The 19217-nt window shown below is 42.3% G+C and carries 18 protein-coding genes and 1 pseudogene; 13 read left to right on the top strand and 6 right to left on the bottom strand.

All coding sequences use genetic code 11. The features are described from left to right. Positions 1 to 16 precede the first annotated feature (16 nt). From VB775_RS03575 to VB775_RS03535, 9 genes and pseudogenes are all read left to right on the top strand, one after another. Positions 17 to 757, top strand: a complete 741-nt coding sequence (locus VB775_RS03575) for a phycocyanobilin:ferredoxin oxidoreductase (RefSeq protein ID WP_281006280.1) — start codon at positions 17 to 19, stop codon at positions 755 to 757. A 342-nt stretch (positions 758 to 1099) separates the two neighbouring features. Next, complete coding sequence (locus VB775_RS03570) at positions 1100 to 1324, top strand: hypothetical protein (RefSeq protein ID WP_281006279.1); 225 nt, start codon at positions 1100 to 1102, stop codon at positions 1322 to 1324. Continuing rightward, positions 1296 to 1436: pseudogene (locus VB775_RS03565) on the top strand (IS982 family transposase); the annotation flags it as partial. The gene VB775_RS03570 and the pseudogene VB775_RS03565, both read left to right, overlap by 29 nt. A 73-nt stretch (positions 1437 to 1509) precedes the next feature. Further along, complete coding sequence (locus VB775_RS03560) at positions 1510 to 3609, top strand: NACHT domain-containing protein (RefSeq protein WP_281006278.1); 2100 nt, start codon at positions 1510 to 1512, stop codon at positions 3607 to 3609. Positions 3610 to 4497: 888 nt separating this feature from the next. Next, the gene (locus VB775_RS03555) at positions 4498 to 5016 is read left to right on the top strand and encodes a phycocyanin subunit beta (RefSeq protein WP_190579109.1); all 519 of its coding nucleotides are present in this window, start codon (positions 4498 to 4500) and stop codon (positions 5014 to 5016) included. A gap of 99 nt (positions 5017 to 5115) precedes the next feature. Further along, entirely contained in the window at positions 5116 to 5604 is a 489-nt protein-coding gene (gene cpcA, locus VB775_RS03550; RefSeq protein WP_094534526.1) for a phycocyanin subunit alpha, read from the top strand. Positions 5605 to 5988: 384 nt separating this feature from the next. Continuing rightward, a complete protein-coding gene (locus tag VB775_RS03545) occupies positions 5989 to 6807 on the top strand; it encodes a phycobilisome linker polypeptide (protein ID WP_281006277.1) in 819 nt (272 codons plus the stop codon). A gap of 178 nt (positions 6808 to 6985) precedes the next feature. Then, positions 6986 to 7852: a phycobilisome linker polypeptide gene (locus VB775_RS03540; protein WP_281009428.1), complete on the top strand. Its 867-nt coding sequence runs from the start codon at positions 6986 to 6988 to the stop codon at positions 7850 to 7852. A gap of 81 nt (positions 7853 to 7933) precedes the next feature. After that, positions 7934 to 8164, top strand: a complete 231-nt coding sequence (locus VB775_RS03535) for a phycobilisome linker polypeptide (protein ID WP_281006276.1) — start codon at positions 7934 to 7936, stop codon at positions 8162 to 8164. Between the two features lie 319 nt (positions 8165 to 8483). Here the strand turns inward: VB775_RS03535 and VB775_RS03530 are convergent, their stop codons facing one another. Next, complete coding sequence (locus VB775_RS03530; RefSeq protein ID WP_281006275.1) at positions 8484 to 8990, bottom strand: hypothetical protein; 507 nt, start codon at positions 8988 to 8990, stop codon at positions 8484 to 8486. Between the two features lie 884 nt (positions 8991 to 9874). On the opposite strand from VB775_RS03530, the gene VB775_RS03525 reads away from it, so the two are divergent. Both VB775_RS03525 and VB775_RS03520 read left to right on the top strand, forming a co-directional pair. Then, positions 9875 to 11110 (top strand): FtsW/RodA/SpoVE family cell cycle protein, encoded by a 1236-nt coding sequence (locus tag VB775_RS03525; RefSeq protein ID WP_281006274.1) that lies wholly within the window; start codon positions 9875 to 9877, stop codon positions 11108 to 11110. Positions 11111 to 11245: 135 nt separating this feature from the next. Continuing rightward, positions 11246 to 12538 carry an MFS transporter gene (locus VB775_RS03520; RefSeq protein ID WP_281006273.1) on the top strand — a complete coding sequence of 431 codons (1293 nt, stop codon included), beginning with the start codon at positions 11246 to 11248 and terminating at the stop codon, positions 12536 to 12538. Positions 12539 to 12563: 25 nt separating this feature from the next. Here the strand turns inward: VB775_RS03520 and grxD are convergent, their stop codons facing one another. The 3 genes from grxD to VB775_RS03505 form a co-directional block, all read right to left on the bottom strand. Beyond that, positions 12564 to 12890: a Grx4 family monothiol glutaredoxin gene (grxD, locus tag VB775_RS03515; protein WP_094531985.1), complete on the bottom strand. Its 327-nt coding sequence runs from the start codon at positions 12888 to 12890 to the stop codon at positions 12564 to 12566. Between the two features lie 58 nt (positions 12891 to 12948). Continuing rightward, positions 12949 to 13968 (bottom strand): late competence development ComFB family protein, encoded by a 1020-nt coding sequence (locus VB775_RS03510; RefSeq protein ID WP_281006272.1) that lies wholly within the window; start codon positions 13966 to 13968, stop codon positions 12949 to 12951. 231 nt (positions 13969 to 14199) lie between these two features. Further along, a complete protein-coding gene (locus tag VB775_RS03505; RefSeq protein WP_281006271.1) occupies positions 14200 to 14811 on the bottom strand; it encodes a DUF3318 domain-containing protein in 612 nt (203 codons plus the stop codon). A 34-nt stretch (positions 14812 to 14845) separates the two neighbouring features. Here VB775_RS03505 and VB775_RS03500 point away from each other — a divergent pair, with 34 nt between their 5' ends. After that, a complete protein-coding gene (locus VB775_RS03500) occupies positions 14846 to 15247 on the top strand; it encodes a DUF1824 family protein (protein WP_281006270.1) in 402 nt (133 codons plus the stop codon). A 29-nt stretch (positions 15248 to 15276) separates the two neighbouring features. On the opposite strand, the gene VB775_RS03495 is transcribed toward VB775_RS03500, so the two are convergent. Both VB775_RS03495 and VB775_RS03490 read right to left on the bottom strand, forming a co-directional pair. After that, positions 15277 to 16719 carry a carotenoid oxygenase family protein gene (locus VB775_RS03495; protein WP_281006269.1) on the bottom strand — a complete coding sequence of 481 codons (1443 nt, stop codon included), beginning with the start codon at positions 16717 to 16719 and terminating at the stop codon, positions 15277 to 15279. A gap of 175 nt (positions 16720 to 16894) precedes the next feature. Then, a complete protein-coding gene (locus VB775_RS03490; protein ID WP_281006268.1) occupies positions 16895 to 17203 on the bottom strand; it encodes a DUF5340 family protein in 309 nt (102 codons plus the stop codon). 173 nt (positions 17204 to 17376) lie between these two features. Here VB775_RS03490 and VB775_RS03485 point away from each other — a divergent pair, with 173 nt between their 5' ends. Continuing rightward, on the top strand, positions 17377 to 19041 hold the full coding sequence (locus VB775_RS03485; RefSeq protein WP_281006267.1) for an S-layer homology domain-containing protein: 1665 nt from the start codon (positions 17377 to 17379) through the stop codon (positions 19039 to 19041). Positions 19042 to 19217 lie beyond the last annotated feature (176 nt).

Here is a 19217-nt window from a genome sequence, read left to right as displayed (position 1 = left end):
ATTGAGATAAAATCGCATGACTCAAGCCCTACAAGCGTCGCTGCGAGAGCAACAATATCCCCTCATTCATAACTTAGCCAACTGTATCGAATCTGTATGGCGCGAGAACCTAGAGTTGTCTCCCTATCAAGTTCCAGAAGATCTAGGCTATGTGGAAGGAGCTTTAGAAGGTGAGCGTCTCGTCATTGAGAACCATTGCTATAGCACACCACAATTTCGGAAGCTGCATTTGGAACTTGCTAGAGTTGGTAGCGGCTTAGATATTCTGCATTGTGTGATGTTTCCTAATCCTGAATATGGCATTCCTATTTTTGGAGCCGACTTAGTGGGTGGTCGCGGAAGTATTAGCGCTGCGATCGCTGATCTTTCGCCTGTGCATCCAGAACGCGCTTTACCTCGCAGTTACCACAATGCTTTGTCGAGTTTGCCTGTGATCGAGTTTGAGCAAACTCGTGAGTTGCCACAGTGGGGCGATATCTTTTCAGATTTTTGTTTGTTTGTGCGTCCAATGGGCGATCGCGAGGAGGCTGCTTTTTTACAAAGAGTGCGTGATTATTTGACGTTGCATTGTCAGCTTGCGGTGGCAACTGAGCCGTTAACGACTTCTGTGGAAATCGATCAGATTTTGGCGGGTCAGCGCTATTACTGCGAGAAGCAACAGCAAAATGATAAAACTCGCCGTGTTCTCGAAAAGTCCTTTGGCACAGAATGGACTGAGCGTTATATGACCACGATGCTCTTTGATTTCGCTGCTTAAATCTAGATCTGATATTTGGGCTTGGAGACCAAGCCCCTACGGTATTTGTATAGGTAGGGGTTTGGTCTCCAAACCCTCTTTACTTGTTCTTTCGCAGATATCTGTGTTGATATTTCTCCGTTGCCTAGATGCTTAGCTTAAAAGGAACTGGGAGAAAAACGAATTTTAATTTAACGTCAGTTCGACGGAGTAGACAAAAGCAAAAGAAAAGCTGAGACTAGTAGTCCGCCACTAGAACTTTGACTAGTTGGGGGTTATCGAAACGAGCTTTGCTCGTTTCGATAACCCCGCAAATTTCCTTTGGCAGTCTACTAGGGTTGACAAACTAAAAGCCTCAGCAATATGAACAGTATCGTATCGCACTTGGATATCACCCGAATCTTCTGTGAAGTGGATGATTTCTGCCAAAGTTTTGAAAAATACTGGCAAGAGCAACCAATGTTGCCATCAATGCAGGGAGAAAGGAAAAGTCGCTCAAGAATGAGGTTGAGTGAAGTGATGACCATCGCGATCGCCTTTCATGGGTCAGGATACAAAAGAGCATTCAAGACATCCCAGTTTTTTTAATTTTCTTGTCAACCTTTTAGCTGGGTTGGTTGCTTATACATATCGAGAGACTAAACCTGCTTTAGATCTTCTCTTCAAAGGCTTGCCTGCTCTTCATCATGCCATCTTTTAGTGCGTCGAACTCACGTTAATTTACAAGCAACCTTAAATCCTCTAGGATCTGGCTACTGCAATTACAAAATCTCATGACTGGATTAGAACCATTTGTCGCGCCTCTAGTTAGCATCGCGCTCGAAGTACTGAGAGACAGTGGTAAGAAGGAAGGCGAAAATTTTTTTGCAAGCTTGATGAAGCGAGATGTTGGTAAGGATTTGCAGGATGTCGTCTTTAAGGCGGCGGGGAAGTATATCGAGAGTTACACTAAACGACATGGCAAACTCAAAGTATTGGGGATGAAAGATCCTGTTGAGTTAGATGAGATATTTACGACAGTTCAGTTATTGGGAGAGGATGAGGTTCAGCAGTTTGCGACTATTGATGATTTGGAAAAGCTTTATCGTGAAGCTGGTCAGAGATTACTGAGATATCGCTCTAAGGAAAGGCAAGATGGGATTACTGTTGCCAGTCAAAAACAATTTCTGATGGTGTTGGGCGCACCGGGGGCAGGGAAGTCTACTTTTCTTCGCAAAATTGGTTTGGAATCTTTTAAAGGGAAAAAGGGCAACTTTAAGCATCAAGCCATTCCAGTTTTACTAGAGCTTAAAAAATTCACCGAGAGCAAAATCGATCTCAAAGCGTTGATAGAGGCTGAATTTACAACCTGTGGATTTCCTAAGCCTAAAGAATTTACAGAAAGTGCTTTAGATCAGGGCAAATTACTGATCTTGCTAGATGGTCTGGATGAAGTACCTTCTGCAAATGTCAACTCTGTCATTGATGCAATTCAAGACTTTGTAGATCGCTACGACAAAAATCGCTACATTGCTTCCTGTCGTACTGCCGCCTATCGCTACAATTTCAAGCGCTTTAGTGATGTGATTTTGTCGGAGTTTGATGATGAACAGATTCAGCAGTTTATCAATAACTGGTTTCGCTCCGAAGAAGACAAACAGGCGGGAACGGCGGCGCTTTGTTGGGAATTGCTAGAACGTGATGAAAACAAAGCAGCAAAGGAACTTGCTCATAGTCCGATTTTGCTAACTTTTCTCTGCTTGACTTATGACAAGTCACAGACCTTTGCTAATAATCGCAGTGGGCTATACAAGAAGGCTTTGCGGATTCTCTTGGAGGAATGGGCTGCCGAAAAGCGAATTATGCGACAGGCTATCTATGAGGGTTTGAGTGTAGAGCTAGAAGAAGTGCTGCTTTCAGAAATTGCCTGTGAGGGTTTTGCGGCAGATCGACTGTTTATACCTCAGTCTCAATTGGTAGAGCGGATTAAGGTGTTTCTATCAAGTAACCTAAATGCACCTAAACAACTTAGTGGAGAACAGGTGTTAGATGCGATCGCCATTCAACAAGGTATTTTGGTAGAAAGAGTTGAGGATGTGTATTCTTTCTCGCACCTGACTTTGCAGGAATATCTGACGGCAAGATATATCTATGCTCATGGTCAAATTTCGCAGATGGTGGAGAAATATCTGACTGATGAGCGATGGAGAGAAGTATTTTTATTAACTTCAGGTTTGATGGTGGATAGAGGTTCAGATGAACTTCTGATAGAGATGCACAAAGCAGCTAAACAGTATGCACGTCATCCCAAAGTAAAGGCGTTGCTGCAATGGGCAGAACAAGTTACAGCAGGTTCATCAGGCGATTTTAAACCTGCGGCTAAACGTGCGGTTGCGATCGTCAGTGCCAGCCCCAAACGCAGCGTCATCGATATCGCCTTCAACATTGATAGCTCTATCGATCTCAATAGCGTCAGTGTCATTAGCAGCAACAGACTCAGTGTCAGTTGCATCAACGCTAGTGCCAGTAATAGTGAAATCGCTAGTGCCAGAGAAAGTGCTATCACCAGTGCCAACAAATTAGAGAAATTAGGAATTTTTACAGAGCTAGAATTGTCCAAATTTACAAATCAATTACAACATCTTCAATTTGCTGTAGAAGGATCGGATATCACCCAAATTATGAGAGTAGCGGGACAAGTTATAAATGCCTATCTCGAAGCCTTTCACCTAAATCAAGAACTGATTAATTTCACCTATGAAGAATCCCCAACTTTAAAAAATTACCTCTATAGCATCGACCTATTGCTCAAATGCAAGCATGAAGCAGCTAGACTCTCCCCTACAACGTGGGATGCGATTGAAGCAGAACTCTTGTTACCACCAGATGATTAAGAATCAAGAGTTTTTTATTTGGGGCAATTTAGTCGATCCATGTTACAGATTCTAGGTTTAGGAGTCCTCACCTTTAGCGAACTTCTCCCCATTTTAGAAAGACTCAGATGATGAATTTCTTGCTGTTAGCGAAGCAGGGCAACCACGGGGGGATTGCCCCTACCTAAATAATTTAGATTCTGTAGGGGCTGTGCCCCCGTGCCAGCCCCAGACTTCCGCTATCGCAGGAATTGCTTCCACGTAACATCAGTTATTACCCACAACAGATGACGAGCTACCCTCAACCGATCCTGAAGAATAACTAAATACCACAATTAATTATGAATAAATATTAAGCATATTCCAACGCAAACTACTTAACATTTATTCATCTATTTACAAACGCCTACTCAAGATAAAAACAAGAAATTGTAGAACATTACCCTATTCTTTGTTAGAGGCAATTTCCATAAAGTAAAACGGTTAAAAAAAATGGTTTGTGATTAATCTTTATATTAAGAAATAAGATCAAATACAAAGAACACTTAACAATTAGCAACTAGGTATAAATAGCTAAAACTCTTGACTAGCAAAGATTCTACGATTTCTGTATTCGTTTTATCTAACTTGATATCCATCACTCCACGCTTTGCACAAAAACTGCACAAATTAGTTGTTTTAATCTTTTTAATTCCAAAGCCGCTAAGCCAAAATACTTATCGAAATTAAGATTTGGTTCCCTTGGTTTAGCTCCATTAGGCAAGCCTGATATAAATTGATTGTCGTTTAATCAAGCATGACCAAGGATTCTATTCGTGTTGGATATTTGCATAAATTGATATCCAAAACAATAGCTAGGTTAGGAATAGTTCGCTTTTATACATCTTTAAAAAAAAGGAGATTCTTTAAATGCTAGATGCTTTTACTAAAGTAGTTGCTCAGGCAGATACTCGCGGAGCTTTTGTAAGTGATTCTCAAATTGATGCTTTGAAGCAAGTAGTTGCAGATGGCACCAAGCGCTTGGATGTCGTTAACCGCATCACCGCTAGCTCTTCATCGATCGTTACAGATGCAGCTCGCGCCTTGTTTGAAGATCAGCCTCAACTCATCGCTCCTGGTGGAAACGCTTACACCCATCGTCGTATCGCCGCATGTATGCGCGACATGGACATCATCCTTCGCTATGTAACCTACGCCATCTTCTCTGGCGACGCTAGCGTATTGGAAGATCGTTGCCTCAATGGCTTGCGTGAAACCTACAGCGCATTGGGCGTACCTGGTGGATCTGTAGCAGTTGGCATCGACAAGATGAAAGCAGCAGCGATCGCACTTGCTAACGATCCTAATGGCGTAACCCGTGGCGACTGTAGCGCTCTTATCGCAGAACTAGCTAGCTACTTCGACAAAGCCGCAGCATCCGTAGGTTAATCATTAAATTTTTTGCATTAACTTTTTGCAATATTTTATTTTTTTCTTTTTCTCGCAATTTCAAAACTTCTCATATAAATTCCTAGAGGTACATTAAGTATGAAAACTCCTTTAACCGAAGCAGTTGCTACCGCCGATTCTCAAGGGCGCTATCTCAGTGTTCCCGAAATGCAAGCCGCATTTGGTCGTCTACGCACAGCCGCAGCTAGCCTTGATGCTGCTAAAGGATTGAGCGCTAAAGCTTCTAGCTTGGCTGAAGGTGCAGCAAATGCTGTTTACCAAAAATATCCCTACACCACCCAACAACAAGGCAACAACTTCGCTTCTACCCCTCGTGGTAAAGCCAAGTGCGTTCGTGACATCGGCTACTACATCCGCATGATCACCTACTGCCTCATTGCTGGTAGCACAGGTCCTATGGATGACTATCTAGTAAGTGGTTTGACCGAAATCAACCGCGCATTCGATCTAGCTCCTAGCTGGTATGTTGAAGCTTTGAAATCCATCAAAGCTAATCATGGCTTGAGCGGAGATGCAGCTTTAGAAGCTAATTCCTACATTGACTACGCAATCAATGCCCTCAGCTAAGATTTTCTTGAGGAAGTAATAAATTGAGAATCTTTGCATCTCAATTCACTACACCAAAATCATCTCAATAAAGAAAATCCCGAAGACGGTAAGTACACCCTGAGGGGACGTGCTTACCGTTTTCTGTATTAAGGCTGTGATTGATTCGTGTTGGTTAGAATGGTCGGCAGTCTAAGAAGCCATTTAAGAACTGTCTAGATCCCCCCCCCCAGCCCCCCTTAAAAAAGGGGGGAGAATTATCTTCTTCCCCCTTTTTAAGGGGGATTGAGGGGGATCTCTTAGGTTTTTTATACCAGAAAGTAATTCTTAAATAGTTTCTAAGCCGCCTATATAGCTAAGAAAATTTTAAAAAATCATTTCAAAAATTTATTAAGGAGCTTCGATATGACAAGTTCTGCTGCGGCGATCCGTTTAGGATTTGAGCCTTTCGTGAATTCATCTCCCGTAGAATTGCGGACGAATTGGAGTGACTCTGATATTAAGTCAGTTATTTCGGCAACCTATAGACAGGTATTTGGCAACGAGCATCTGATGTTGTCAGAACGCTTAACTAGTGCCGAGTCTCTGCTTGCTAGTGGCAATATTTCCGTTCGTGAATTCGTGAGAGCTTTGGCTCAGTCTGAATTGTATCGGACAAAGTTTTTCTCCTCCACACCACAAGTTCGTTTTATCGAATTGAACTTTAAGCATCTTTTGGGACGCGCTCCCCATGATGAGGCGGAAATTACCGAACATGTCAATCGCTATATTGAACATGGATATGAAGCAGAAATCAATTCCTATATTGATTCAGACGAGTATCAAGAGAATTTTGGCGAAGCGATCGTTCCTTATTACCGTGCCTTTGAAACTCAACGCGGCAGTAGAAACGTAGATTTCAATCGCATGTTCCAGCTTTATCGTGGCTATGCTAACAGCGATCGCGCTCAAGGCAAAAACAAATCCACATGGCTGACTGCGGATCTTGCTCAAAATTCTGCTAATCCAATCCGCACTCCTCATTTTGGTCAAGCACTATCTGGCACTACTGGTGACGATCGCGGACAAGTCTATCGCGTCAGAGCCGTCCAAGCTGATCGCGGACGCACTACCCAAATTCGTCGCAGTGTCAGTGAGTACTTGGTCTCCTACGATCAACTCTCTGCCACATTGCAAAGACTAAACCAACGCGGTAGCCGCATTACGCAAATTTCCCTTGCTTAAAGTGATCACCTAAATTATGTTAAAGGTATTGAATTAATACCTTTAACATAATTTAAATTTTATTTAAATTTTAATTCAGCGCCAAGCGCTCTAAGATTTTTTCCTTTTTTAGCTCGGCTTTGCCGAGCTAAAAAAGGCTAGAAATCTAACTTGCTAAAATATCAAAGGAGAACAAAATATAGTGATTACAAATGCTGCTTCCCGTTTGGGAACCTCTGCTTATAGTGAGACCAGCCCCACCGAACTCCGTCCTAACTGGTCTCCAGAAAATGCCCAAGTAGTAATTCAGGCTGTTTACCGTCATGTATTGGGTAATGACTACCTCATGGCATCAGAGCGTCTCACTGCATTAGAGTCTCTGCTGTGCAATGGTCAAATCACCGTCCGTGAATTTGTTCGTGCGCTTGCCAAGTCTGAATTATACAAAACTAAGTTTCTCTACCCTAATTTTCACACCCGCGTCATTGAACTAAACTTCAAGCATCTTTTGGGACGCGCTCCCTATAGCGAAGCTGAAGTAGTGGAGCATCTGGATCGCTATCAAAATGAAGGTTTTGATGCCGATATTGATTCCTACCTTGATTCTGATGAATACGAAGCGAATTTTGGTGATGCGACAGTACCTTACTATCGTGGTTTTGAGAATAAAGTTGGCGATAGAACCGTTGGCTTTACCAGAATGTTCCGCCTCTATCGTGGATACGCTAACAGCGATCGCGCTCAACTTGAAGGCAATAATTCCAGACTAGCGGCTGAGCTTGCTCAAAATAGTGCTTCCGCGATCGTTGGTGCTTCTGGCAGCAACGACGGATGGGCCTATCGTCCAGCCAAAGGTTCCATGCCTACTCGCGCTTTTGGGCGTTCTTCCACAGGATCAAGCGATCGGCTCTATCGTATCGAAGTTGCCGCAGCCACTTTACAAAGATATCCAAAAGTTCGCCGCGTCAACAGAGAATACATTGTTTCCTATGAGCAGTTGAACAGCACCTTGCAACGCATCAATAAGATGGGCGGTAAAGTCGCTAGTGTGACGATCGCTCAGTAATATTATGGTTTTCAAGTTGTCTATGACAACTTGAAAACCGTAAATCCCATTTAAACAATTTACAACTAAAAATTTATTTTTATGACACCTTCCACTTCCACCACAGATACTCGCTTTTTTGTCTATGAAGTATCTGGGCTTAATCAGTACAAGCAACCTACAAACTTTAACTACACAATGCGCCCTATGGATAACGTCTTTATTCAAGTGCCATATAACCGCATGAATGAACAAATGCGGAGTATCGCTCGGATGGGTGGCACAATTGTAAATATTCGCCCTCTCAATGAAAATTTGCCTGAAAGTGAGTAACACAACTGTCGTTATTCTTGTTAGGACATAAAACCCAAACATTGTGAGGCGGCGCTTAGCGCCGCCTCACAATGTTTAACCTGTGAACCCTCTCTAGAAGCCAAAACAGTAAAAGTCTCGCTTTGCGGGGCTTTTACTGTTTTGGCTTCTAAAATTTTTTAGCTTAACGTGAGTTCGATATAGCCATTTGCGGCGTGCGAAGCACGCCGCAAATGGCTATATCGAACTTAATAATAAAGGCGGCGCTTAGCGCCGCCTTTATTATTGGGGTTTTACTTGAGACTCAACACAAAAAACTTATTTAGGGTAATAACAATGATTACCACAAGGCAGGAACAGGACGAGACGGAACTGCCGCTGGAACTTCAATCCTAGGCATAGGAACCGCAGGAGCAGGCTCTTCAGGAGCCGCACAAGCATTAAATCCTTCACTTAGTAAAGATGAGCAATAAGGACTGGGCAAATCACGAGTGCGAATAGTCGCATCGCTAAGAGTTTGCAAGTCCATCATTTCTCGATTCATGGCTCTAAAAGCGTTAGATTGCCGCTCAATCCATTGATCCCTAAATGTTGTTTGAATATAGGCATTAGGTAAGTTAGGATCAGAAGTCATATCTAAAACTTTGGTCTGCGCCTGTGGGTAGGTTGCAGGAAAGTTTCGAGGATATTGATCTTGATCTGTAAGTAGGGGATCGGCAAAGGCAGCACCACTAGCTAGCAGTGTTGATGCTGCAACTAGGGATGAAGCTAGCCACGAGAACTTAGTACTCATATAAGTATGAATCCTCACAGTTTGGACGCTGACTAATGTAGCAGATCCAGTCATAAATTGACTGCTTTCAGAGGCTAACCCTAATATTTTTGTTAAAAGTCTTGCAAAGCAAGACTTTTAACAAAAATATTAGGGTTTTATAGAAATAAAAGAGATAGTTAGGGAAAATCAAAATCTAAAGACTCAAGATGGGTGGATTTTCTTTTTCAAGTTTCCCCTGCCCTCATTTGAGGTGATTACGCATCCCTTTGCGCCCCCAATTTTAACTTTTTCGGGTTTACCTTTGTGTCTAGCAGTCAGATATACTTCGTCAAACTAGACTGGGCCAGATAAGTTTAATCCCATCAAATACAGACATAATATAGAAATGTAAGTTTTGCTTAGGACATAAACCCAAAAAGATGAGTGGCAGCGCTTCGCGCCGCCACTCATCTTTTTGGGTTTGATTTGTCCTATCTATCTCTTGCGTTGCTATATCTAAATCCATATTGGTTGATGGCGTTCTGCGAATATTGTGTAGGTTATACCAAAACACAAAATGGTGTAGCCATTTTGTGTTTTTAAAACCCTTATCGGGTTTGGCTTTTAATTCACGAAAGTGTTGTCACACTTTCGTGAATTGGTATTAGATCGCCAATTACTCCTTTTTTCCATCTCGTCTGACTTACTGTTGCGTAACATTTCTCATCATCGATTAGATGGGTTAAGCTCACAATCAGGATCGTGATCGTGATACCTGCTTCTGTGTTTCGCTATAATATTAGTAAATTCTTCTTTTTCTTTTACCTGCCCGATATACCTATTGAGCCAATAATTTTTGTTTTCAGCGATCGCGAAAAATCGTGGTTAAAATAGCATCACGAAAACCGTAACAAAAATATTGCAAGCTATCTTGTAGCGTATAGCAATCAAAAAACCTTAAGTCCCCCACTTTAGCCGTGAAACTCTTCCAGATTCTTCAGGTATTTCCATTTTTTGACCGCACCGTGGATAAATGGGCGACAGAAGCTCGGCTCCTTCGATGGCTGACTTTCTTATGGCTGTTCGCTGGTTTAGCAGTCCTTTTTTCAGCTTCCTATCCCGTAGCGGATCTTACTTTTAAAGATGGCACGTTATATTTCAAATATCAATTGGCTTGGGCTGTGATTGGTTTATTGATTTTTAATGCGATCGTGCATTTGCCGTTAAAGTTTATGCTCAAAATCAGCCCAATCTTTTTGTTCATTATTCTGGCAATGCTCTATGCAACGCATATTCCAGGAATAGGGACAACACGTAATGCTGCAACAAGATGGTTATCAGTAGGCTCAAGCTCATTCCTATTGCAACCCTCAGAACTAATCAAGCCGTTTCTGATTTTGCAAGCAGCACAGCTTTTTGGAAATTGGAATCGTACTCCTTGGAAAGCAAGGATTGGATGGTTGTTGGTATTCTTATTAGTACTGGGGGGCATTTTGATGCAGCCTAGTTTGAGTGTGACAGCTCTTTGTGGGATTACGCTATGGTTGATTGCCCTAGGCGCTGGACTGCCAAGTCTACAACTTCTTGGAACTGCGGCTTTAGGTACTTGTGTTGCAGTAGTTAGTGTCTCATTTCGAGAATATCAACGGCGGCGAATTATGTCATTTCTCGATCCTTGGCAAGACCAAGCAGGAGATGGCTATCAGTTGACGCAAAGTTTAATGGCGATCGGCTCTGGTGGTCTTTGGGGAACTGGATTTGGCTTGTCTCAGCAAAAGCTCTTCTTGCCGATTCAATATACCGACTTTATTTTTGCGGTTTTTGCAGAGGAATTTGGTTTGCTTGGGGGAATTTGTTTGCTATTGCTAGTGATGATTTATGGCACGATTGGGCTATCGGTGACTTATAAATGCAAAGATCCTGTGATTCGCTTGATTGCCCTTGGCTCAACATCGCTAATTGTGGTGCAATCAATTTTGAATGTGGGTGTGGCTACTGGGGTTTTACCAACAACGGGGCTACCCTTTCCTTTTTTAAGTTATGGTGGTAGCTCAACGCTATCTTGCTTATTTATTGCCGCGCTATTAATTCGTTCGGCTAGAGAAATGTCGGTGGCAGATGTTATTCCATTTGCTAGAGGGAAAAGCGATCGCCCTGATCTCGATTCCAAGCGTCAGGAAAAACTGGGGACATCAAGGAGGCAATTCTCATGAATATATCTGAATCCCTCTCTCTCAGACTATTTTAAACTATATCTCGTAATCAAAATTATGAAAGGCGGCGGTTCGCGCCGCCTTTCGTATCGCTATACAATGTTTATCTGAATGCTACTTTAGCTACTTTAATTGATGTCTCAACCCGATCTAAATCCAACTGCTGGCTATTTAGCAGTTTTGCGTAATCGTCAATTTTTGGCATTGTGGCTCGCCCAAATATTGGCTCAGCTAGTTGATAAAGTTGTCCTGATTTTGTTGATTGCCCTTGCTGTCGCTGATGGTGGCAGTGATGTGAATACTAGGGAATCATCGATCATGATTGCGATGACCTTGCCTGCGGTGTTTTTGGGATCGATCGCAGGGATTTTTGTGGATTGGAATCCTAAGCGTGAGGTATTGATTTTATGTAATTTTTTGCGTGCAGCTTGTCTGTTTGTTATTCCCTTTGCCCCGCGTTCTTTACCAATATTGCTGCTGATTACCTTCATTATTTCCACTTTTACGAATATTTTTGCGCCTGCTGAGCAATCAGCGATCGCCCTAGTTGTTCCCAAAAGCGATCTTTTGCCTGCCAACGCCCTATTTACGGTTACAGAAGTAGGATCTTTGATTGTGGGCTTTGCGATCGGCGCACCACTGCTGGGATTTACCCTAGGGCTTTTCCCTGAAGCCAGAGCCTACAGTCGTGAAGTTTTACTAGGTAGTCTCTATTTGATATCGGGCTTTTTTCTGTTTGCTTTACCCAAAGATGAGATTATCCATCCTAAAAAAGTCGGATCAGGGGTATGGACTGATTTAAGAGATGCCTTTCAATATGTGCGCCACAATCACTTAATTGGTGGCGCAATGTTGCAGTTAGTGTTGTTATACGCAGTTTTAGGAGCCATGCAAAAACTGTCACTTAACCTTGCTGAAGTGGTTACAGGTAATCGTGAAGAATTTGGCTCTTTTGTAGCGTCAGTTGGGGTGGGTTTAGCGATCGGTGCGCTGATATTAGGAAAATTTGGGAAAAAATTTATCCATCGCCCTCTACCATTTATTGGTTTTATTGGTATGGCGATCGGTTTATTAATGTTTGCCTTTGTGACTAATCAATGGGTTGCTTGGCTAATCGGTGGTTTTATTGGTATTAATGGAGCCTTAATCGTAATTCCGATGCGAACGGCAATTCAAGAACATACTCCTGAAAATATGCGCGGCAAGGTTTTTGGCTTATTAAACAATGGAGAAAACATAGCGGCTAGTTTGCCGCTTGCAGTGATTGCAGTTTCTCTAGATTTTTTAACAGGTGTATTTGGTGTCCACAATGGTGGCAAGCAACAGATTGGTTTTCAAATAGTGTTAATTGTTTTAAGTCTGATTGTATTTGGGCTTGGTTCTTGGGCTTGGAAACGAACCAAGAAAGCGCTATCAAATGTTTTATAAAAAAGGGGCGCAAAGCGCCCCTTTTTTATTTACTGATTGCCTCTTGCACGATTGTAGCGAGTTCACCGCGATTATTTAGTTCCATCACGATGTCGCAACCACCGACAAACTCACCATCGATATAAACTTGGGGAAAAGTTGGCCAACTGGAGAATTCTTTCAAACCTTGACGTAATTCGCCATCTTCAAGAATATTTTCAGTTTCATAGGGCTGTCCTAGGGTATTAAAAACCTGCACGACGGCTGCTGAAAATCCACATTGAGGTTGTTGAGCAGTGCCTTTGATGTAGAGCATGATTTTATTGTTGCTGATCTGACTCTCGATCTTAGTTTGCAAAATAGGGCTAAGCATATTAATTATTTTGATTCAGTAGTGAATAAATTTACTATTGCTACTATAGCAATCGTTATTAGACATCGTGCTTAGCTCGCCAAACTGGATAATCAGATCTGGGCGCTCTTAAACATTCTTCAACAACTTCAGCAACATTTCGCCATGTAACATCATCTCTTTTGAGCAGTTCTCGTAATTGGACTAAAGCATCTTCTAGTTCAATGTTGAATTTCTCAAAAGGTAGAGGAGACAAAGCCCTTTCAGGTGATTGAACGACTCTATTTAGAGCTTCCTTGACAATGCTGATAATTTGGCTTGTCATCTCAGATTTGACCCGTTGTCGCAAATTTTGTAATCCACGACGACTAGTGGCATACATTGGTGGCAAGCGATTAAGAACGTAGGCTGCTACATCATCAATATTGATTTTTTGCTGAACTCCTTCATCAAGTCGATTGACTCGGCGCTCAACGATCGCCGTTACCAGACTTTCAAGAATATTGCTATATCGATAAATAGTTCCTGACATATAAGACTCAAAGTCTTTAATCTCTGCGGAAATATCTTTTTCAGTTTTAGTTGAGCTTGATGTGTTTTGCACAATTTTTGTTGTCTTGCGCCTTACTGCGTAGCTACGGGCTAAAAGAGAATTGCGCCTATCAAGGCTTACATATGTACCACTAGAAAGACTCTGATAGTATCCTGAATCCAAAGCATCTCTGACAATCTCGGGAACATCTTTCCATTTGAGATAGTCTTTACTAAATAACTTGCGTAACTTAAAAAGCGATCGCGCCTGACTGATCAGTTCATGATCGGGAATTGGATCATTTTGTCTTAAGACATCGCTCTGTGTACTCAGAAATCCATTTCGGACTGTTTTGGCGATCGCCGCACCTAGCTCTTGGTCGGCTTTTTTTCGTTGTTGTACCCAGCCGCGCTGAGTAGTTGCGTACATTGGTGGTAAGCGATTTAGGGTATAAGCGATTACTTCACTAAGATCTACGCGCTTTTTTACATCAGCACCTAAGCGTTTGTACTGAGCCTCTGCTTCTTCGATTACCAATTCTTCTAGCGCATTTCTACAACTACTCATAAGAAATATTCTATTTTGAGGATTGAATGTGCTGAGTACAGCATAACCTAAGCTTATAAAGGTATAAATATTAGCACAAAATTGATTTTATATTTGGGATTACTAATTTTATTTTTCAGTACTATGTCTAAAACTAACCTCAGTTCGGGTTAATTTCAAACTAGCTCCTAGAGGGACTTCGCAGCGCAAACCCTCCTAAAATTTTGTAGTTTATCCCGAACTCACGTTTATTTAGAAATCATTGATGCCTGTTTCAGGAATAGTGGTTTTTGATAGACCAGCGATCGCCCGTAAATTTTGGCATCGGATTAATTCTGTAAATTCAGGTGTGTTTCGTCCCATTAACTTTGCCGCCGCAGGAATAGCTTCAAGTAGCGCTCTAGCAGCCTCGGCTTCACCATAACCGCGTTTTTGAGCAACTTCAAGGGCTTCCCCATCAGCTTGTGTTTGGATTTGTGAGCTTTTATTCTTACGTAAAATCTGATTGATGCCGATAGTTCCTAGTAATATGGCGATCGCCATTCCTGTAACATCTCCCTGCGTTGCCTCAACAATTCCTCCCACTAAAGACATGGCAGCTACACCTTGATAGGTTCCTATTTGTAGCCATTTTGTCTGTTGTCGCCAGCTTATTTCATGCAAGAGTAATAGATCTCTTTGGGCTTCAGGTAGTTGTCGCCATAGGCGAAAATTTATGTCTATTTGTGTTCCTTTTTGCCAAGGAAATATTTGTGAACTTGAGATCAGTTCAGTCTGCTCTGGCTTTGACTTAATTGATGTGGTCATCCGCCAAGATGCAGGCAAGAGATCGCGTAAGCGAGCAATTTCTTCGTTAATGTTCATAATATAATTTAGCTCCTCCTTAACTTAGAAACCCATGAGCAATAATCTAACCGTCGCCGATGCTGAACGTATTCTCTGGGAGCTAAGCGACTTAGATCGAGAATCGGCAACTTTAGAACGGCGATCGCAGATCTGCGAAGCCTTAGATTACTTAACTAAACAGGCTGATTATCACATTTTTGGGATCTGTGCTGACACTACAGACGCAGCTTTTCAATCTTTAAAAAGTTATGCGGCTAATTTTCGCTACGAGTTACCTGAAGCAGACTTACCTGCAATCACTGATGGCGTATATCTTAAGTACAACCCCCGCAGTCGTCGTTACCATGTTGACAATTACAAAGGTGAATATCGTGGTGTATTGATATCTTTGCATACAGATTTCACTGATGGTTATAGCGGAACCCATGGGCATTTTCCTCTAGATCTTTTCTAAAAAAAAAGCGGCTCTAAGAGCCGCTTTTTTTAGAAGACTTCGTGAGTAAAGCTACCATGCAAGCCATAAGGTACATGATGTTTTAAATGTAAGGTAGCCAGCGGCTTACCAGTAATATTTTGAGCATCTAGTACTACTAAATCTGAACGGTTATGTGCGGCATCAAAAATTAAAGTTAGCACCCAGCCAGCGTCCTCAGCACTATTGCTACTGCGATCGCGGGGTACAAAAATCGGCTCACTAATGAAACCGCGTGGCGCAAAACTATGAAATTCTTGCTTGCCAGTTTGCATATCGACTTTGGCGATCGCTTGTAAAGGTGCGTTGCCAGATTCCTTGGCGATCGCGCCAATATAGGCATAACGATATTTTTGCCCCACACAACGGGGATGCACCACAGGAAACTCGCAAGATCTCTCTAAGATCAGTTCGCGCTTTACTGTTCCAAGCTTGGGATTAATCGTAAAGCGATATAACTGCCCTGCAATCACCTTGTCAAAATCAATCTCTCGAAAATCCGTATTTGGTTCCAGCTTGGGATAGTCAGGATAACAAACTGAATCCACAATAATTTCGTCACCCTCTTCATAGGCATTGCAATGATGAAACACGAAACAAGGATCAGTTTCAATGGTTTGTAAATTGCCTTGGCGATCGATTAGTAAAAACTGACTGGGAGAATTTGGCTTTAATTCTATACATTCCCCCGCAGTCGCTAAGCCCAACATAAAGGGTAAAGGCTTAAAAGACACAGGATTTTGCATGAAAATCCGATAATTTGGCGTATAGGCAAAATCATGCAAGAAACAAAATCCTGAAACCTTAACCTGAGATTCCGTCGATAATTCACCCTGATCGGTAACCCGATAAATCGAAATCGTAGACTTTGGTCCTGGTTGTACCCCAAAGCCCCATAAATCACCTGTGCGATCGTCTCGTCTGGGATGCGCTGTAAAAACTTGCCCCGCCGCTAACTTCCCATCAAAAGTTTCTTGCCCCAAAGTATTCAAACTTTGAGGATTAAGTGAATAGGGACGTGCTGCTTCCCACAAAGCCAACAACTTCCCGCCCTGATACACCACATTTGTATTAGCAACATTCTTGTTTCGCAAATCAAAGATATTACTCAGCCAGCCCCCAGCCTTTTGTGTGCCAAATACGCCCCGATATAAAATTTTGCCTGCTTTCTGCTCAGCAATAAACTCAGGTGTTTTTACAAATTGATTTGTGAAATGTGCTTTGCCATCTTTAAAGGCGATCGCGCAGACCATGCCATCACCATCAAAGGGATGTCCATATTTCTGCCCGTTAATATCAAGCTGTCCAGGACCATTACGAAATAAAGTCCCCTCTAGTTCTAGAGGGATCTGTCCCTCGATCTCATCGATCCAATAAGCCTGCTCAGTTCGCAGTGACTCATATCCCTTTTGCCAATCTTCACGCGAAAAAGTAGTCGATGCAGCCTGAACCATAAATATTTATAAATAAATTTCTTCTATTGTAACAATTTCGTCACAATTACGATCTCACAAAAAATGCCAAAGAAAAAATATCGCTTTGCGATGTTTTTTCTTTGGTGGGCTAAGAATAAAGAACCGATTGTTTATGGCGCGGCGAACGCGCCATAAACAATCGGTTCTTAGAATCCTATGAATCCTTCGATGGATTAGAAATTTCTTTTAATGATTTCCCCATCTCTTGCTCTGACTCACTTAGAGACCAACGATAAGAAACTTGAATACCATGATACTCACATAGATCTTCAACCTGCTTTTGCAAAGCAAAAGCCTTACGGAGATTAATAATGGCTGCTTGAAGATGCTCTCTAGAAACATTCATCTTTGTTGCCATATGCTGTTGCTTCATCTCAGAGTGTAACGCTGGTAAGGTCTGACGTTCCAGCAACTGAAGTAAAAGCTCATAGTGGATATGGGATGGAACAGGAAGTGAACTCACAAATACCTCGATCGGTGCAAAACCAAAATTAAAACTTGGCTGTATATTTAGTTGGAGTTTTGGTAGCTACTGCACTAAACATCTCAAGAAACTATTTGAGGTGCTTAACGTCAAGCTCGGCATATCCAAGACTTAAAAATTTGAGACTTAAATAAATTGTAGAGGATAAATTTATGTCATTTTCACGGACATCTCTGAGACTTGCATTTCTTTTTACTTTTGGACTATCTCAAATTGTCACATTAACTGAGTCTGCGATCGCTCAAAATGTCACCACAGCTAACACAACTTTACCAACTACTCTGCAAGTTGCCCAAGCCAATGTCATTATCTTTGTTTCCCCTAACGGTTCAGACGCTAACTCAGGACTCTCGGCTGATCAACCACTGCGATCGCTAACAGCCGCACTCAATAAAAATCTGCAAAGTGGGGCAATCATTCAGCTAGCCTCTGGGACTTATTCAGCCGAAACGGGTGAAAAATTTCCCCTCATCATTCCCTCAGGTGTAACTTTGCGGGGCAACCCTACTAATCAAGGGCAAGAAATCATTGTTTCAGGAGGCGATCGCTTCGTTAGCCCTACCTTTGCCCAACAAAATATCGCATTACTAGCCGCAAGCGGTTCTCGCATTGAAGGCATTACCCTCACCAATAAGAATCCCAGAGGCTATGCTCTTTGGCTAGAATCTGCCCAAAACGTCACCATTACTAACAATACGTTTGCTAATTCTACTCATGACGGTGTATTCCTCACAGGTGCAACTTCCGCAAATATCACCAACAACATTTTTACTAAAAATGGGGCTAATGGACTCTCCGCCCTTGGGACAAGCACAGGGCTAATCCAGTCCAACACCTTTGACAATACTGGGTTTGGATTAGCGATCGGGCAAAACTCCAAGGTCGCTGTAGTCTCTAATCGCATCGTCAACAACCGAGGCGGCATTGTTGTCTCGAACCTATCTATGCCCTCATTTCGCAATAATCTCATTGCCAATAATCAAGAAAACGGATTAGTAATTTTGAAAGATCGCAGAGGACAACCTACTGTCGATCTTGGTACAACCTCAAATCCTGGTCAAAATATTTTTCAAAACAATAAACAAACTGACATCAACAATGCCTCTGGAGTCACCGTTGTAGCGATCGGCAACCAAGTTGATCCTAAGCGTGTTCAAGGCTCAGTCGATCTAGTCCAGCCCACCTCACCAATTACATCACCATCTACCCCTACTACCCCTACAGCTCAAGTTGCTTTCAAAGATGTCCCTAACAACTATTGGGCGCAAACTTTTATCCAAGAGCTAGCCTCTAGAAACATTATTAAAGGCTTTCCTGATGGTAGTTTTCGTCCTAATGATCCTGTCACAAGAGCGCAGTTTGCAGCATTGCTCAGCCAAGCTATGAACAAGCAAACCGTTCGCAGTAGTGCCAAATTTACAGACGTGGCTTCAACTTTCTGGGCAGCTACTGCTATTCAAAAAGCCTACACCACAGGATTTATGTCTGGTTATTCCGCTACCACATTTCGCCCCAACGAAAATATTTCCCGTGTGCAAATTCTCGTTTCTTTGGCTAACGGCTTGGGTTATGCACCAACTAAACCTGCTAATACAACCTTGCAACTTTATTCAGATGCAACCACTATCCCTGCCTATGCTCGCAACAGTGTAGCGGCTGCAACTGAGAACCGTATGGTCGTCAATTATCCAAACCTAAAACTCTTAAATCCTAATCAGCCCGCCACCAGAGCCGAAGTTGCCGCTTTCATCTACCAAGCTCTCGTGCGATCGGGGCAGATTCAGGCAATTCCCTCCCCCTATATCGTCATCCAGTAACCAAATCACCCTAGTAAAAACTCTAGAGCTAACCATCACAAGAAAACTAAAAACTTTATTTTGGGAGCTAAAACGCTTATGTCACAAGGGATAGAGAAGTCAAGCCAAAATCTTTTCAAAACAAAATTCCAAAAACGCTTGACAAACCGTTTTAACCTTGCTAACTTAATAAAGCG

This window comes from Pseudanabaena sp. CCNP1317 (assembly GCF_034931345.1).
Lineage (GTDB): Bacteria > Cyanobacteriota > Cyanobacteriia > Pseudanabaenales > Pseudanabaenaceae > Pseudanabaena > Pseudanabaena galeata.
Note: the sequence above shows the minus strand (reverse complement) of the source record. Positions and strands in the feature narration are given on the sequence as shown.